Origin of the sequence: Chryseobacterium elymi, from assembly GCF_003385495.1 — a bacterium.
Lineage (GTDB): Bacteria > Bacteroidota > Bacteroidia > Flavobacteriales > Weeksellaceae > Chryseobacterium > Chryseobacterium elymi.
The window spans coordinates 228793-246388 of the sequence record NZ_QNUH01000005.1 but is presented as its reverse complement, the minus strand read 5'-3'; the positions used below and the strand labels follow the sequence as shown (position 1 = coordinate 246388).

Annotated in this window: 9 protein-coding genes; all 9 read right to left on the bottom strand. The window is 37.5% G+C overall.

Going from position 1 to position 17596, the window contains the following annotated elements:
* Positions 1–97: 97 nt before the first annotated feature.
* Positions 98–913 carry an SDR family oxidoreductase gene (locus tag DRF60_RS07985; protein ID WP_116011567.1) on the bottom strand — a complete coding sequence of 272 codons (816 nt, stop codon included), beginning with the start codon at positions 911–913 and terminating at the stop codon, positions 98–100.
* Positions 914–1022: 109 nt separating this feature from the next.
* Positions 1023–2192: a mannonate dehydratase gene (uxuA, locus tag DRF60_RS07980; RefSeq protein WP_116011566.1), complete on the bottom strand. Its 1170-nt coding sequence runs from the start codon at positions 2190–2192 to the stop codon at positions 1023–1025.
* A gap of 81 nt (positions 2193–2273) precedes the next feature.
* The gene (locus tag DRF60_RS07975) at positions 2274–4223 is read right to left on the bottom strand and encodes a RagB/SusD family nutrient uptake outer membrane protein (RefSeq protein ID WP_116011565.1); all 1950 of its coding nucleotides are present in this window, start codon (positions 4221–4223) and stop codon (positions 2274–2276) included.
* Between the two features lie 11 nt (positions 4224–4234).
* Positions 4235–7093 carry a SusC/RagA family TonB-linked outer membrane protein gene (locus DRF60_RS07970; protein WP_116011564.1) on the bottom strand — a complete coding sequence of 953 codons (2859 nt, stop codon included), beginning with the start codon at positions 7091–7093 and terminating at the stop codon, positions 4235–4237.
* Positions 7094–7172: 79 nt separating this feature from the next.
* Positions 7173–8501: a xylose isomerase gene (gene xylA / locus DRF60_RS07965; RefSeq protein WP_116011563.1), complete on the bottom strand. Its 1329-nt coding sequence runs from the start codon at positions 8499–8501 to the stop codon at positions 7173–7175.
* Positions 8502–8609: 108 nt separating this feature from the next.
* Positions 8610–10094 (bottom strand): xylulokinase, encoded by a 1485-nt coding sequence (locus DRF60_RS07960; RefSeq protein WP_116011562.1) that lies wholly within the window; start codon positions 10092–10094, stop codon positions 8610–8612.
* A gap of 17 nt (positions 10095–10111) precedes the next feature.
* Positions 10112–10837, bottom strand: coding sequence for an NUDIX hydrolase (locus tag DRF60_RS07955; protein WP_116011561.1), 726 nt, complete (start codon positions 10835–10837; stop codon positions 10112–10114).
* 557 nt (positions 10838–11394) lie between these two features.
* On the bottom strand, positions 11395–11463 hold the full coding sequence (locus DRF60_RS21885) for a hypothetical protein (protein WP_394337450.1): 69 nt from the start codon (positions 11461–11463) through the stop codon (positions 11395–11397).
* Positions 11464–12373: 910 nt separating this feature from the next.
* Entirely contained in the window at positions 12374–17305 is a 4932-nt protein-coding gene (locus DRF60_RS07945; RefSeq protein WP_116011560.1) for a PKD domain-containing protein, read from the bottom strand.
* Positions 17306–17596: the final 291 nt, after the last annotated feature.

Genomic DNA, 17596 nt, shown 5'->3' with positions numbered 1-17596 from the left:
TGATTTTATGAAAATCTTTAAAAGCAAGACCTTAATTGAAATCTATAAGATCATCTAAGGCCTTGCAACTACTATATGAAGAAAAATAATACTAATCTTAAACACCACTGAATGCACTGAAACCACCGTCAATAGGCAATAAAGCACCCGTGATAAAACTTGCTGCGTCTGAACACAGGAACTGAACAGCTCCGTTGAGTTCATCTGCATTTCCAAAACGTCCCATTGGGGTTTTTGCAATGACTTTTTTGCTTCGGTCGGTTAAAGAACCATCCGGATTTAATAAAATTGCCCGGTTTTGATCTCCGATGAAAAATCCGGGAGCAATTGCGTTGACACGAATTTTATCGCCAAATTTTAAAGCTAAATCTGAAGCCAGCCATTGTGTAAAATTCGTAATCGCCGACTTTGCCGCTGAATATCCTGCCACTCTTGTAATCGCTGAATACGCCGCCATTGATGAAATATTGACAATGCTTCCGCTGCCTTGTTCTGCCATAACTTTCCCGAAAACATAGCTTGGGTAGACCGTTCCGTTGATATTTAAGTCGGTTACTTCGTTCCAGGCTTCCATTTTCAGGTCGAAAAAGGATTGGTCGGGAGCTAATGTTGCAGAAGGAATATTTCCGCCGGCAATATTGAGGAGAATATCTATTTTACCGTATTTTTCAAGGATTTTTTTTGCAGCAGATTCAAGACTTTCTACGTTCATTACATTGGCTTTCACAGCGAATGCATCACCGTTCAATTCTGCTAATTCTTTAACACGAGCGTCCAGAGTTTCCTGATTTCTTCCAAGAGCGACAACTTTTGCTCCGGCTTCGATGAAACTTCTAGCTAAACTTCCGCCCAGAACACCTGAAGCTCCTGTAATGACTGCTATTTTATCTTTTATGCTGAATATTTCGTTCATTTTTTATGATGGATATTGAACCCTACGGGTTCTGTTTATTCAATCTACATTTTTCCATAGGCTTCACCTACGGCTAATCAAATTAAACCCTTCGGGTTTGGAGTTAATTTTATTTGGACTCAGAACTGACGGCTGCCATTACCCCTTCAATTTGTCCTAAGGCAAGCATTCTTCCAAGGAATGAATAACCAGGATTGTAACCTTTGTCAATATCATCTGTCAAAAGACGACCGTGGTCTACACGCATTGGCAAATCTGGATTTTCTTTTTCAAAAATTTTGATAACTTCTATTAATTTCCCTCTGCCTTCCAAATGGTGCGCTTCGATAAAATCGCCGTTTTCAAAAACATTAGTGCTTCTTAAATGGACAAATTTTGTTCGGTGGGCATATTTTTGGGCAAGCTTCGGAACATCGTTCTGAAGGCCGGCACTTAAAGAACCCGTACAGAATGTGAGTCCGTTGTGAGGATTGTCGACGGCATTCAGGAACCAATCGATGTCATCTTCATTGGTCACGATTCGTGGTAAACCTAACAATGAAAAAGGCGGATCATCGGGATGTACGCACATCTGGATATTCCATTTTTCGCAGACAGGCATTATTTTTTCAAGGAAATATTTCATATTCTGACGGAGCTGATCTTTATCAATTCCATCGTATAATGCCAATAGATTTTTGAATAATTGAACAGGATTTTTGTCGCCTTCTTTGATATTTCCATTTACAAAACCTTGGGTTTTCACAATGATAGAATCAATCAGATCATTATTGTCTTCTTCAGACAAAGTTGTTTTCAGTTCTTCAACTTTTGAGAGAATTTCGTGATTATAATCTTTTTCCGCGCCTTTTCTTTGCAGAATATGGATTTCGAAATAAGCAAATTTAGCTTTATCAAAATATAATGATGATGAACCGTCTTTCCATTGATAATAAAGATCTGTTCTTGCCCAATCCAAAACAGGCATAAAATTATAACAGACTGTTGTAACACCTGCCTTACCGAGGTTTTCAAGACTCTGAATGTAATTTTCTATTAACCGATCTCTGTTTTCCCCTCCATATTTTATGGCTTCACTTACTGCCAGACTTTCTACAACAGACCAATGAAGTCCGAAACTTTCTATATAATTTTTATAATCGTTAATTGCATCCAACGACCAGATTTCTCCGTTAGGAATATCATGAAGTGCAGAGACAATACCTTCTACGCCAATTTGACGCAGCATGTCCAATTTGATTTTATCTTTCTTCCCAAACCAACGCCAGGTTTTCTCCATAGTCTTTATTTTTTCATTTAAACAAAGCAGATGTAATAAATACATCTACTTTGCTTCTATTAACATGAATGTGTATAAATATTAATTGTAACCAGGGTTTTGATATTTAGCCTTGATATCGGCAGAAACTTCCATTGCATCAAGCTGCCCCTGAGGAATTGGTCTCAGATAATGGAATTTCTGAATATTACGCGTTACCGTCTGAGGGGTATGGTCTCCATAATTAGGACCTCCAATTTTATAAGTAGCTGCATATTCTTCCCATTTCTGCGTACGTACCAGATCATACCATCTGTATCCCTCGCCATAATACTCACGGGATCTTTCTGCCAGAATGTAATCTATTGTAATAGTATTTGGTGTAGCAGCAATCATCGCAGCACTGTTATCCTGTACTTTTGCAACGTTTCCGCTAACACTCCATACCCATTTTCCTGCTCTGGCTCTGATTACATTAATAAGATCTCTAGGGCTCATAGATCCGGAAGCTCCTTTAACTGCTGCCTCGGCTGCTAAGAAGTAAAGTTCTGAAAATTTAGCGGCTACAAACGGGCGGGTTAAACTTGGATTTGGATATCCTAAGCCGTTGCCATTATCTGTGCGGTACGTTCCGATTTTCCATATACCCGGATATACTACTCTGCTGATACCGTTTGGTGCAATTATCCAGTCTGCTCTTCCCGGAAGTGTACCTGCTCCAATATTACTATTGCCAGCATTGGAAGGATATGTTGGCTGTGCAGAATCGTCCTTGAGGAACGTTAAGATCGCATCACCAGGATGTACCGGAAGATTATTGGCATTATACAAGGTAGTCTGAGTCATCCCTGCTTTGTCCCAGTTACCGCGGTAGGTGGTCACGAATGTTCCGTCATATCTGGAATCATTTGTTTTATCTGCAAATGTATTTTTAATCACATCAATGGTAGGAGCCATACGTGTCCACGGACGTCCCAAATCCTGAACCGCTGCTCTTTGTACTGAGCTTACAGCAGACCATGATGTACTGGAAGTACTGCTTCTGATATTAGGATAATTCCAGGTCATCATCCAGGCAGCAAAATTATTTGGAGACCAGCCATCCCCGTAACTTGCCTGAATAACGCCTTCATTATAATAAGCACTTGTCTCTGTATGGTCTGCATACAGCATACACTCCTTATTACGGTCATTTGATCCTAGATTCAAATTATAATAGGTAGGCTGTAAAGCGTAAGGCCCCGGGTTATTGATCCCGTCTAATGCAATATCGTAAGCTTTTTGGAAGTACCATTGTGCATTGTGACCATCAGGATCTGTTCTTGTTGTCTCCGGATAGGTTGGGATACTGTTTGGGTTTTGAAGCCACCAGGCATACGTTAAATATGCTTTTGAAAGATATAATCTCGCAACATTTTTGGTAACACCGCCGGTAACCCTCGGACTTGCTGGAAGGTTATCAATGGCTTTGATTAAATCGGGAAAAATGGCTTTTGTGTAAACTTCTGAAACGGTATTTCTTACTGAAGTAGTTGTTGGTGAGATATTGAATGCCAGTTCTCCTGAACCCAAATCCAGCGGTGCACCACCATAGGTCTGAACCAGTAAAAAGTAATAAAATGATCTAAAGAATCTTGCTTCTGAAATCAGTGATTCGGGTACATTAATTAAAGGACCGTTTTGTATAACCCCATTTGCAGAATTGATGGCAGGAAAAACAGATCCCCACACCATACTTGTTGGAAATGTTGAGCTGTCAATATTACCATTATTAGACATATCCAAAGCTTTAAAATTACCATCCGCATCTTTTCCCCAAGTCGCCTCATCAGTACCTGTCATGGTAGAATTTAAGAAGTATCCGTTCCCATAAAGCATTCTCATCTGTCTGTACAATGCTGTAACTCCTTGTGTAATTCCTCTTTCTGTTGTAAAATCTTCCGGCGTATATATGCCTCTTGGCTGTTCATCCAATATCTCATTACATCCTGTACTGAATGTTAATGATGCCAGAAATAGAGCAGCGATAAATTTTTTATTTAAATTGATCATGATTTTTCTTTTTAAAAGGTTAGGTTTAGCCCCATCATATAGTTTCTTGTAGAAGGATTATTTGTACCAATTACTAACTGATTGCTTTTATATGAGTTTACGGCCTGATTCTCGTTTCCTCTTGAATTCGGCTCCGGATCCATACCCGATTCTCTGTAGTAGGGAGAGCCAAAAACAAATGGATTCTGTACTGTAACATATAGTCTCAGACTGTTTACTCCTAAATTTTCCAAAGTATTTCTATTGAAATTGTAACCTACTGTAATGGTTCTTATTTTTACATATGAGCCATCAAATAAGCCTAAAGTTGAGCCGTATTTCGGATTGTCTCCGCTCATCATTCCACCTGGTTTCGGATAGCGTACGTTTGGATTTTCTTCAGTCCAGTAATCGACATCCACGTTATTTCCTCTTCCCGATAGCCTGTTGAGATATCCTGAAGAGCCGTATAGTGTACTGATTAATACTCCACCTTTCTGAAATGCTCCAACCACGCTAAGATCAATGTTTTTATACGCTAATCTTGTATTGAAACCTCCCATAAAATCCGGATTAGTATCAATAATCTGCCTGTCAGCTGGTCCGATAGCTCTAATCGGAGTTCCGTCTGCATTATATCCGCCTGTGTATAAAACTTTGATCATTCCTACATTTCCTCCAGGCTCCAATACGCTCAGATAAGGATCTCCATGCTGCCATAATCCTACGTACTGGTAATCATATAAAGCATTGATATTATGACCTACAAACCATAAATTTCCTTCATTACGGTCTGTCCCGGAAGCTAATGATGTGATTTTATTCCTATTGGCATATAAATTACCTCCGACTTCCCAGCTAAACCCATCAGGATTATTGAATATAGTACCATTAAGAGATATTTCGAAACCTTTATTCTCCGATGCTCCCACGTTCTCGGTTACGGAACCTAAACCGCTGGATGCAGGCAATCCTTTGCTTAGCAATAATTGCTCTGTCTTTGTGATATAATATTCTAAGGTACCGCTAATTCTTCTGTTAAGTATAGTGAAATCCAGTCCATAATTCCAGGTTTTTGAAAACTCCCAGCCCAACCTTGCATTTGACGCTGTGTTTACATAATTCCCGATAACAAATTCATCCCCGAAATTATAAGGAACGGTACTTAAGCTTCCAAAAGTGGTATATGGACCTACAGACTGGTTAGAAGTTTGTCCGAAGCCGGCTCTCAGTTTAAGCAGATTGATATATTTTGAATCTTTTAGGAAGTTTTCATTGGCAATATTCCAACCGACAGAAACTGCGGGATAAGTATGCCACTGATGCCCTTTAGCTAAAACTGAAGCTCCGTCTGAACGGACAGTAGCAGTCAGCATATAACGGTTGTCATATTGGTATAAGGCTCTTCCCATGAAAGACATGAGACCTCTTTTATAATATCCCTGGTTATTAGGATCAATTGTAACCTCCCCTTGTGCGTGGCCTAAATTAAAGTATTGAAAGGCATCAATAGGAACATCCCTTGCTGATATGTATGAGCTGTTGTACTTGGTCTGTTCTGCAGAATACAATGCCGTTGCACTAATTTTATGTTTACCGAAGGTTCTGTCATAAGAGAGTATATTTTCCAACACCCACTGTGTTGTCAGCGAATTTCCAATTCCAGCCGAAGACTCAGTAGCAGGATTTACATTGAGTATACCGGTTCCTGTATAGGTTCCGCTATTTGAATTTCTGTAGGTAAGACCAACATTTAGCCTGTATTTAAGACCTTCAACACCTGGGATTTTTAATTCTCCATAAAGATTATTGTATGAACTGAAAGCATTGGTACGGTCAGCATAGGCATCGCCTAAACTTTCGAGAATACCTCTGGTCTGGAGAGCAGTCTGATCAATGGCACTATACATGACGGTCTTAGGGCTTCCATCGGCATTATAGGGGGTAACCAATGGTGAATAGCCTAACATAGGGGCACCGCTGACACCGTTAAAATCATTGATAGAAAAGTTGGAGTTTGTGGAGAAACCTACTTTTATAAACTTACTGACTTCCTGATCTAAGGAACCTCTGATAGAAAGTCTTTTATAGCTTTGCAAAGGGACTACTCCATTCTGCTGAAAATACGCTACCCCAAAGTTGTAATTTCCTTTTTCGCTTCCTCCTGCAACCCCTACATCATGGTTCATCATCAATCCTACACCGTAATATTTATCCTGCCAGTCTGTATTTATATCATTAAATTCATCCTGTGCATTGGTAAACATTTTGGCATCTGCACGTAATTTGGCGAACTTAGGTCCATCCATTACCGGATATTTAGAGAAGATAGTCTGAAATCCAGTATATCCGTTATAGGTAAATCTTGCTTTCTGACCTTTTGACCCTCTGTTTGTTGTTATTAAGATGACTCCATTTGCACCACGTGATCCATAAATCGCTGTGGCAGATGCATCTTTAAGGATGTCTAAACTTTTAATATCTGATGGGCTTATATCTCCTAAAGAGCCTACAAAAGGAATTCCATCCAATACAATCAAGGGATCATTAGAGCCTGTTAATGAACGTTCTCCTCTGATACGAATCTGTTGTACAGCACCTGGTTTTGTAGAGGTCCTGCCAATATCAACTCCTGGAAGACGGCCTTGTATTGCATCCGTTATATTTGCCGAAGGAACTTCTTTGAGAGCGGTTCCGCCAAGGGACGATACGGATCCTGTAACCGCTTCTTTTTTCTGTGTACCGTATCCAATTACAATAACTTCTTCTATCTTATTTTCTTTGGCAACAGTATCTTTTTTACTTTGAGAATAAGCTAAGCTTGACGGTAACAGAGCCATGGCGAAAAATATCGCAGCCCTGTTGGTTTTAGCAAAATGAAATCTGTTCATAATTATTATTTTTAATATTACATTAATAGAAAGGCCATTGATAAATCCTTAGTGTTATACGAAAGCCTTCTATAATTATTTAGATATACATGTTCACGATTGCTTCAAACAATTCCTGTTTTCCACTTTTGGCCTGAGGTTCACCAACCTCATGAGCAATTCTCTGAAGATCTTCCAATGTAAGATTCCCTTCTTCAAAAGCTTTTCCGTTACCACTGTCGAAAGAAGCGTAGCGTTCTGCACGTAATTTTTTATAATCGGAGTTTTCCAGTATATCTGCAGCAACCAATAATCCTTTGGCAAAAACATCCATTCCGGAAATGTGGGAGATAAATAAATCTTCAGGATCGGTAGAATTTCTTCTGATTTTCGCATCAAAATTAACACCTCCGTTTCCTAATCCTCCTGCCGGAAGAAGTACCAGCCAGGCTTGCGCGAGATCACGGTAATCAACAGGGAACTGATCTGTATCCCATCCGTTTTGGTAATCTCCTCTATTGGCATCAATACTTCCCAACAATCCTGCGTCAACTGCTACCTGAAGCTCATGCTCGAATGTATGTCCTGCCAAGGTAGCATGGTTCACTTCGATATTAAGTTTAAAATCTTTGTCTAAACCATAATGTCTCAGGAATCCAATCACTGTTTCAGAATCGTAATCGTATTGATGTTTGGTTGGTTCCATCGGTTTCGGTTCAATAAGGAAAGTTCCTTTGAATCCCTGATTGCGGGCATAATCACGGGACATTGAAAGAAAGCGGGCCAGATGGTCTTTTTCTCTTTTCATTTCTGTATTCAGCAGGCTCATATAACCTTCTCTGCCACCCCAGAACACATAGTTTTCGCCACCAAGAGCGATGGTTGCATCGATGGAATTTTTCACCTGCGTTCCTGCACAGGCTACCACATCAAAATTAGGATTGGTAGAAGCTCCGTTCATGTATCTTTCATGCGTGAAAACATTAGCTGTTCCCCACAGAAGCTTGATCCCTGATTCTTTTTGCTTTTCTTTGGCATATTCTACAACAGCCTGAAGATTCTTTTCATAGTCTTTCCAGTTATCTGCCGGAGCAACTAAGTCTACATCATGAAAACAGTAATATTGGAATCCAATTTTAGACATGAATTCAAAACCTGCATCCATTTTATGTTTAGCTCTGGAAACCGCATCATTGCCAATATCCCAAGGATGGTGGATCGTTGCTCCGCCGAACGGATCACTTCCGTCTGCACACAGAGTATGCCACCATGCCATTGCAAAACGCATCCATTCTTTCATTGGTTTTCCCATCACGATCCTATCTGCATCATAATAACGGAATGCCATAGGGTTTCTACTTTCTTTACCTTCAAATCTGATGTTTTCAATACCTGGAAAAAATGCTTTTGTTTCTGTTAAAATGTTCATATTATTTGATTTTATTTTTAATTTGTTCTTTATAATTTAATACAGGAATCCCCTGCCTGCTGATTTAATAGGTCCGCAGGTACAATGAATAGCTTCGTTGCAGGATGATTAGATGATTTCGTTAAGATGCTGTTTCCACCTTGAGTATGCTTCTAAATATTGTTCTCTTTTTTCTGTTTCAGGTTCTATAACTGCTATTTTTTCGAGTGAATAAAATGCCTCTTTAGAATCGGCATAAAAACCTATTCCCATCCCGGCGGCTCTGGCAGCCCCTACCGCTCCGTCTGTATCATAAAGCTCAATCATCGCATTGCTCACGCTGGCAAGCGACTGCCTGAAAATTGAACTTAAAAACATATTGGCATTTCCTGCCCGGATCACCTGGATGTTCATCCCCATATTCCTCATAATATCCATTCCATATTCGTAAGAGAAGACAATTCCTTCCTGTGCCGCACGCAAAATATCTCCTTTTGTATGGATATTGAAATTAATCCCGTGCATAGAACAGCTGGTATCTTTGTTTTCCAGTACTCTTTCTGCTCCGTTTCCAAAAGGGATAATACTCAATCCTTTTGATCCTATCGGGGAAAGTGATGCCAGGTCATTCATATCGCCATAGGAAGACAGTGAGGTTGCAAAATTGTGCTTTAACCAGGAATTTAAAATTCCTGTTCCGTTGATACATAATAAAACTCCCAATCTGGTTTGCTCAGGGCTGTAATTGACATGGGCAAATGTATTTACTCTCGACAGCGTATCATATTCCAATTGATCGAGCACTCCATATACCACTCCTGAAGTGCCGGCTGTTGAAGCTATTTCTCCGGGATTGAAAACATTCAGAGAGAGCGCATTATTGGGTTGGTCTCCTGCCCTGTATGAAATAGGCGTTCCGGCTTTTAATCCTAATTCCTGAGCAGCTGATGCCGAAACTGTTGACTGGATACCGAAAGTAGGAATAATTTCAGGAAAAAAGCTCTTAGGAATTCCATAATAATTAATGACATCTTCAGAAATACGGTTGTTCTTAAAATCCCAAAATATTCCTTCAGAAAGTCCTTCAATTGTTATTCCTATTTCTCCGGAAAGCCTCATGGCTATATAATCCCCCGGCAGCATTATTTTATCAATTTTTTCAAAGATTTCAGGCTCATTTTCTTTTACCCAAGCTAATTTTGATGCTGTAAAATTTCCGGGTGAGTTAAGAAGATGGGATAAACATTTCTCAGTTCCGATTTCCTGAAAAGCCTTTTCGCCATAGGGCACAGCACGGCTGTCACACCAGATAATCGAAGGACGAAGCAAATTTTGGTCTTTATCGACCAGGATCAGTCCATGCATCTGCCAGGTAATACCAATTCCTTTAATATCTTCAGGATTGATTCCGGATTCATGCATTACAGATTCATGTGCCAGCTTTAGGTTCAGCCACCATTCTGCAGGGTTCTGTTCTGCCCAGCCTGGGTTGACTGCCATGATTTTCATTTCCTTTTTTGGAGAAAAGTCTGATGCAATAATTTTTCCACTGGATGCCTCAATGAGACAAACTTTAACAGAAGAACTGCCTATGTCATATCCTAGCAAATACATAATTTGAAAAGGGGGATTTATTTAATTAGTTTAGTGTTGTTTTTCTTATAGATTTTGGCATCAAACCGATAGTATCTTGCTGCCCGATGCGATACGTTTTGCTCTATCTCTTCTAAAGGAATAATATAATTAAATGACGAAATTTTTTTGTGAAAATTCTTGATATCGATCTGTTTTTCACTTAACGCGCTGTAAAGTTGATACAGCTGTCTTATGGTAAACTTTTTTGGCAGCAATTCAAAAATAATAGAAAAATCTGTCTCAATCCATCTTCTTATCTCTGTCAAGGATTCATTGATGATTTTATTATGATCAAAGGGCAATGCAGGGACCTGATCTACAGGATACCAATCGACTGTTTCATATTTGGTGCTGTTAATTTTATGATCGATTTTACATAAAGAAAGATAGGCCACCGTAATAATTCTGTCAATATTATGCATATATTCCGTTCCCATCCACTTGATATCAGTCTGATTGCTTGCTCGAAATGGATCAGCAAAACATTTGAACTGCTTGAGAACCATTTTTTTAATTCCTGTTAACTCATGAAGAACCCTATGCGCTGCATCATCCACATCTTCATTACTGAAAATCAAGCTGCCCGGCAATTTTCTTTGCCTATCCACAGGCACATCGTCAACATGACGTTGCACAAGCAAGATATTGAGCCTGTTGTCATGGTCAAATCCAAATACCACACAATCAACAGAAACATAGGTATGAATAAAATCCTGGTTCATCTTTTATTAACATTAGCGTAACATCACAAATATAAAAATTCAATTGAGAAAAAAAAATAAAATATACATTACAGGCTATATATCAACAGTTTATATATCATTTTTTTATGATAAGAATGATGTAAAAAATATGATAAGGTTATCATTAATTTTATGATTATTATTTCAGAATACCTTAATATATAGCTATTTAAATGTTAAATTGACACTTAAAAAATTAATATTTATTTTCATCTAATTTATGATAAGAAAATTTTAAATTTTATTGATATTTTTTAAAAAAGTTATAAGAAAAACGTCCATTTTCTGATTAAACCCATATATTTAAGACGTGTATTTTTTACAATTATTTAACCTAAGAGGTAAAAAGTTATCATATCATAGGATTTTTCTATACACAGTAAGGTAATTCTTAAAGGGTTTTCATTATGTAAATTATTTAATAATTAGTCTAACAGTTAAACAAATTGAATCGTAAACTTTCTGTTCCAAAGGTTTTAAGATAGAAGTTGAGCGTTCTAATCTCCTGACAGTTACCTGTTGCCTTCTGAACTCTATTATCCCACTTCTCTGGGGCCAATATATCTTTTAGCGGAAATTTCAGCTGCCTTGCCATCTATCGTGATTCGTAAGTAGATGTGAGCCGTTCCGTTTATTCTGATTTTATTTTTTTATTAAGAATAACAGGTTGAATGTTTTGTTCATTGTGCGATAGCTTTAATTGTTTAATAATTTACTTATTGCAACCTCTTTCTGCAAGATGCACAATCATTAGACGGCCTAATTGGTTGGCTTTCCACGAGTTTTTAATGACCTATTTTCAAATTTTCACGATAAGCCATTAAAAAGATCATATAAATAGTGACCTCTTTTGATTTTCTTCTGTTACTAGAACAAAAAACGCTGTAAACATTGATGATTACAGCGTTTTATCTTATTTTTGGTTTCTGACTTTGCGGGCATAGAGGTAGTACAATCGAACACTTAATTCCTATTTTATCATTTATGATTAGATTAAGTATATCCCGTAACAGGAGATATTGAAAATATTCACTACAATTTGGTATATGAATAAATATATCTATCTGTAAATCGTCAACAAACAAGGTTCACAGTAATCCTGAGCTGGCGAATTTCAAACTCGTCTTAGAAAAATCCAACCAGCAACGCTTGTAAGAAAACCGTAATTTCTGCTGTAAGATTTCGGCTTAGTACGAAAAATCCCTCCTATTTTCGAATAATCGAATCCATATTGTCAATGAATTTTTTCTCTTTTTTAAGTTGTCTGAAAAATCAGACCATTAATATACTTTTTCTTCCGAATTCTTACTGAAAAGAATTCACAGTATTCTTTAGGGCTGTATTCGAGAATTCGAATGGTTTGATATAGAATAACTTTATTACTTCATTGTTTTTAACTTATTTATTTTCAGTGATTTAAACATTAAAAAAAACTCCCTCTATTCCATCGCAAGTCAATAGAGTGAGCCGTGAAAAACTATATAAAAAAGCCAGCTTAATAAGCTGGCCATTCTATTAGTTTTTAAGAATTTTTTTAATTTTTATTGTATTTGCATTCGTTGTTATTTTTAATATATATTCTCCTTTAATTAAATTATTTGCCTGAATAGTCTTTTCTTTAAGACTTCCCTGTTTAACTAACTTTCCGGAGATATCATATAGTTCATAAGACTTCAGGTTTTCTCCTTTAACCATAAAGAAACTATTAAATGGATTTGGATAAACATCTATCTTAGTATCCGTTTCAGCATCCGCAGATTGTCTCACACTGCTTTTCGCAGATGGAGTACTTCCTGTTATTTTTCCAATATTAGACGCTGTTCCCAGTAACTGTCCAAATTTCGACTCTTCTTTCACACATCTTACGTTCATAGCATTCATTGGATGATTAATAAACGCATCATTCATTGATGTTAGCTTAGAAGAAGTAAGACTATTGGTCCAAAAAGTCAGGTTATGTGCTGTCCCATAGGAATTGGCAGATCTTAAGGCTGCCGTCCATACTCCTGAAACGCCTAACTTTATTGAAGCTGAAACTGCCTCATTATTACTAAAACCTCTAAATCCTGTTACAGGGTAATTTCCGATTTTATATTTTGAATTAGGATTATTATTGTCATTTGAAATACCAAACTGATATCCGTATACTGTGCTTGCATTTTTAATTGTATTTCCTAAATAATAAGGAACACCACCATTATAAATATCCGTTGGATTTTTGATATCAAAATCTACCTCCTGAGCAATACCCATACTGTGAATTCTAAACGGATCTACAGATGCATTTTTCTTATAAAAGCCGTTATACCATGGTGAACTTCCTTTATTGTCATCCAAATGATCAGGATCATTAGGATCATTATCTACTACTCCGTTAGAAATATCCGGAACCCTCCATCCTCCGGGGCATGGATCAAATACCGATTTTGATGTGGCATGTCCCCATCTGTCCATCATTTGATTAGGTGTAGAATACAACCAGTCCTGTCCGTAAAAAGAGTTCAGAGTTGATCTGTTTGTGTATTTTGTACCCGGAATCATAAAAGCGAGTGGATTTTCCACAGAATATTTCAAATTATTCATTATGTTTTCAGCCTTCGTAATTCCAACAGTTCCGTAATCAGTACCTCTTTGCTTAACATAAGTATTTTCATAGGTATTGCCTGTAAGTTCAGTGAATGATGAAGGGTATATATTTCCGTTTGCATCCGGTCCAGATGACGTCCATATACTGTACTCTCCTGTTTTTGCAGCTCCATTGGAAATGTTTACTCCAGTTGTAATAAAACTAGGAATAGGGTCTTTTCTACCCCATTGGTACTGCATTCCTGCAGAACCGTTGATCAAAGGAAGCTCATTTGTATTATCAACCGATTCAGGATTAACAACATCCGGGAATACATCTGTAGCACCAAGGTTTCTATCCATGAATGTATTTTTCATTGGTTGAGCACCAGAGTTTGTGAAATTTACATAATTTGCTGTGGGTGGTAATAATACATCTTCTGTCTGATAAGCCACTTCATCTACATTGGTATTGGTTACCCAAATATGCCAGCTCCAGTAAGCAGGAGTAGAAATATTTCCGTTATGTAGTGAAACAACTGCATTTCCAGATTGATCTGATGCCACCTTTACAGAGATATAAGCATCTTTGATATTATCTCTACTAGTTGGTGTATTGATCACTTTTATGTTGGAGATCAGAGATCTGTTATCTGACCAGTATACGTTTACCTTTAGATTGCTAAAATCGAGCATTCCATGATCTGACAGATATTGATTATAAACAGAAAATGCTTTACTAATTGGGATTTTTATTTCCTTTTCAGTAGTTGTTCTGGTAACTAAATAACTATTTGGGTCTTTAATTCCTTCTGTATAATTTACAATAGTTTCATTAGTAAAGAAACTGGTTGGGAAGTCATATTCATTGGCATACTTATCTTCTATACAACGGCAAGCCATTGCTGCGCCCAGAGAGGATGTAGACTCTTGTGGATTAAGATAATATTTCCCAAACATATTAGGGTATAAAGCCGGATCAGGATGTGATGGTACATAAACATTTGAACTATTAACACCTCCCATTTGTCCTGCATCTCCATAAGCGTAAAAAAAGTACTCATAAGGATTTGTATTGGCAACTGATGCCGAGTGGATAGAAGTTTCATGTGGATCCTGATGATAAAATTCTCCTGTTTTTCCTACAACATATTTACCATTGCCCGGATAAACTCCCATATTTCGAGAGAACTGTCCTTGAGAATATGGAGATGTCGTATTGGTAAAATCCATTCCTAAATTAGGATAAATTTTTATTCCTTTCAAGACCATATTTTCAGCAGTTGGTTTTATATCTTTATAGCCCGCATCATACATCATGCTGCTTCTGTTTCTTCCCCATGGCTGCATAGAATTACTGACATTGGTACTAAAAGCATTAGTTATATAAGATGGTATTCTCCATTTATTAGGGCAAGGATCATATGAGGTCTTTGGCTTATATACATTAATTTCTCCCCCTGTTGTTGTTGGAATATTTTCCGAGTTATCACCCCAAAGATCAGCTTTTTTTCTGGAAGCCGGAGTATTACCTATGCTTTGTGCAAACCATGCATCTCCTAATACAATATTTGTAAAGATGAGATCTAAAGGATTATTTATTGAAAATTTAACATTGTTATTAATATCATTAGTCCCACTAAAAGGTCTTTGTCTACTTGCTATCTTATCCGTAGTATCATTTCCGGTATAATCATACAAATGTTTTTTTGTACCTATAGTTCCACTGATCTCATATTTTGCACTATCTTTATATTCAAAAGGTGGGAAAGGATCTTTTCTTCCCCATTGATAAGTAAGTCCTCCTGATTTATTCCAATCATAGCCAATAAAGTCACGGTTGGTTGCACCAAGGTTTCTATCCATCCATTTTGGTATGAAGGATTTAACAACTCCATTTTCAACATATTTAGCTCTTTGCTCTCCATTCACTGTATTATTATCATAGAGATTTCCATAGGTTACCCCGTTAGACGGATCATCCGTAACCCAAACATGCCAGCTCCAAATAATTTTATTGTTAATCTTTAATGCAACAACCGCATTTCCTTCGCCTTTTGCCTTATCTATTTCTACTTTGATCCTTGCATTCTCTCCTGAACCATCTACTACAAGATTATAATTTGTAGAACGAATTAAACCTGCAACATCCTCCCAGTATACTTCTGCTGTTGGTATACCATCAAGTGCTGTAGCATCATTTAATAATCCATCTTGATCCTTCCACATTGCATAGGCTTTTTTTACAGGAATGTAGAACCCATCATTATTTTGATTAGGATCAAAAACATAACTGTTAGGTGCTTTAGTCCAGTCTCTGCAGTCTACAGCATTAATAGTTGCACTTGTCACAGAGGTACACCCATCGCTATTTTTAATCATAATCTGATAAGTTCCTGCCTGTAAACCATTCTTTGTATTTGAAGTCTGGTAAGTTACACCTCCGTCAAAGCTATACTCCATGCCTAAAGCCGGAGAAGTTACCGTAATACCTCCTGTACTAACAGTACATGTAGGTTGGGTAATTGTAATCACCGGTATCATAGGAACGGCAGGAGCAGAATTTATAGTAACATTTGTAGCTTGTGAAACAGTACCCTGCTGATTTTTCACTTTTACCTGATAATTTCCTGAAGATAATCCTGAAATAGTATTTGATATCTGGAAAGTATTTCCATTATCAAAACTGTAAGTAACTCCCGAAAGTGGAGAGGTTACAGTAATAGATCCTGATGAAACACTACAATTAGGTTGTGTAGCAGAAACTACTGGTGCATCAATCTGGCTGGTCTGAACATAATTATCAATTTTCAATGATGAGATCAAACTATTGCCATAATCTGCACTTAATTCCGCATAATGATTCCCCACTGTAGAAAATGCTACAACAGGATTGTTTTGAGTTGAAGTAAGTACATTAGCTCCATCCCCGAAATTCCATAAAGTTGATATCGGCGTACCTTGTGAAAGATTAGTAAACTGCACATTACTTCCTGTAAAAGTGGAAGTAGGTGTTGCAGAAAACTCAGCAATTGGCGAAAACGTAAATCCATATCCGAAATTTACATTGGCATTAACATCTATAGCCTGTCTCTGACCTGTATTATTAGTATAGGACTTTACTTTTATATAGTATTTTCCAGGAGCCAAAGGATAATTAACAACTTCCGGGCTTCTGGAATTCAGCCAGCCCTTAGCTCCGTCACTCATCCAAGTGGTAGCTGTAATTTGAGTATCCGTTTCTGTTCCGTCTGCATTTTTTTTCACCAGATACGTCCAGTTTCTAACAAAAGATAATGATCTTAAGTTCAAAACGGCAGTTGACACTCCTGCAGGTATCTCAAACTCTTTACTTACATAATAGTGATCTCCGGTTATCACATTATTCCCTGTGATCCATCTTGTAATTCCTGCAATACCTCCTGTTGATGCCGAGGACCAGCCTGCTGCAGTTGCTGCATAACGTGTAACAGGTGTACTCACAACCCCATTCGGATCTGTATAAGTCCAGTCGGGATCAGGAATGCTTGCATCAGACATTAAAGTTCCGTCATCGTTTCTTCCGGAACCTAAATCTAGAATATTTGCTGCTGAAACCTTTATCGTTCTTACAGAAACTGAACTTCCTGAAGCATTGGTAACAGTAAGTTTAGCGGTATATATTCCTGCTGCGGAATATGACACATTGGGATTTGAAATGGTTGAGGAAAACGGGTTACCTCCTGTAAATTCCCATAAAAATGAGGTAGGATTCCCATCACTCGTACTTGAAAAATTCACCATATTGGCTCCTGAAGCCACGGCATTAAATCTGGATAACGGACTTTGTGCATAGATATGCCCTATCAACATTAATCCGAAAAGAAGAATAATTTTTTTCATATGTTTTTTTATTGATTTTTAATATTTCTACGAAAGAAGTATTTTTATTTAGACTTAAAAGTATTTAAGCCTTTGCTTTATTTTTTAAGGTGGTTTCCAGCAGAGATTTCCACCTTACGTTTTTAAGTTTTTTTCCATTTTGTTTTTTTATTTCTGTATAAATCCATATTGATCACGACAAAACATGTCGTAAAATTGCATATCATTACCTCACAAGATCAGAACAACCAGAGTGAAAGTTATAACTGCTTATATTACTACCAGCTAAAATATTTTATCGTCCGCTAAAAA

What these genes read in the sequence shown, in the direction of transcription:
- xylA (WP_116011563.1), bottom strand. Translation starts at nt 8,501, where the DNA reads ATGAACATTTTAACAGAAACAAAAGCATTTTTTCCAGGTATTGAAAAC.
- DRF60_RS07945 (WP_116011560.1), bottom strand. Translation starts at nt 17,305, where the DNA reads ATGAAAAAAATTATTCTTCTTTTCGGATTAATGTTGATAGGGCATATC.
- DRF60_RS07955 (WP_116011561.1), bottom strand. Translation starts at nt 10,837, where the DNA reads ATGAACCAGGATTTTATTCATACCTATGTTTCTGTTGATTGTGTGGTA.
- uxuA (WP_116011566.1), bottom strand. Translation starts at nt 2,192, where the DNA reads ATGGAGAAAACCTGGCGTTGGTTTGGGAAGAAAGATAAAATCAAATTG.
- DRF60_RS07975 (WP_116011565.1), bottom strand. Translation starts at nt 4,223, where the DNA reads ATGATCAATTTAAATAAAAAATTTATCGCTGCTCTATTTCTGGCATCA.
- DRF60_RS07985 (WP_116011567.1), bottom strand. Translation starts at nt 913, where the DNA reads ATGAACGAAATATTCAGCATAAAAGATAAAATAGCAGTCATTACAGGA.
- DRF60_RS07960 (WP_116011562.1), bottom strand. Translation starts at nt 10,094, where the DNA reads ATGTATTTGCTAGGATATGACATAGGCAGTTCTTCTGTTAAAGTTTGT.
- DRF60_RS07970 (WP_116011564.1), bottom strand. Translation starts at nt 7,093, where the DNA reads ATGAACAGATTTCATTTTGCTAAAACCAACAGGGCTGCGATATTTTTC.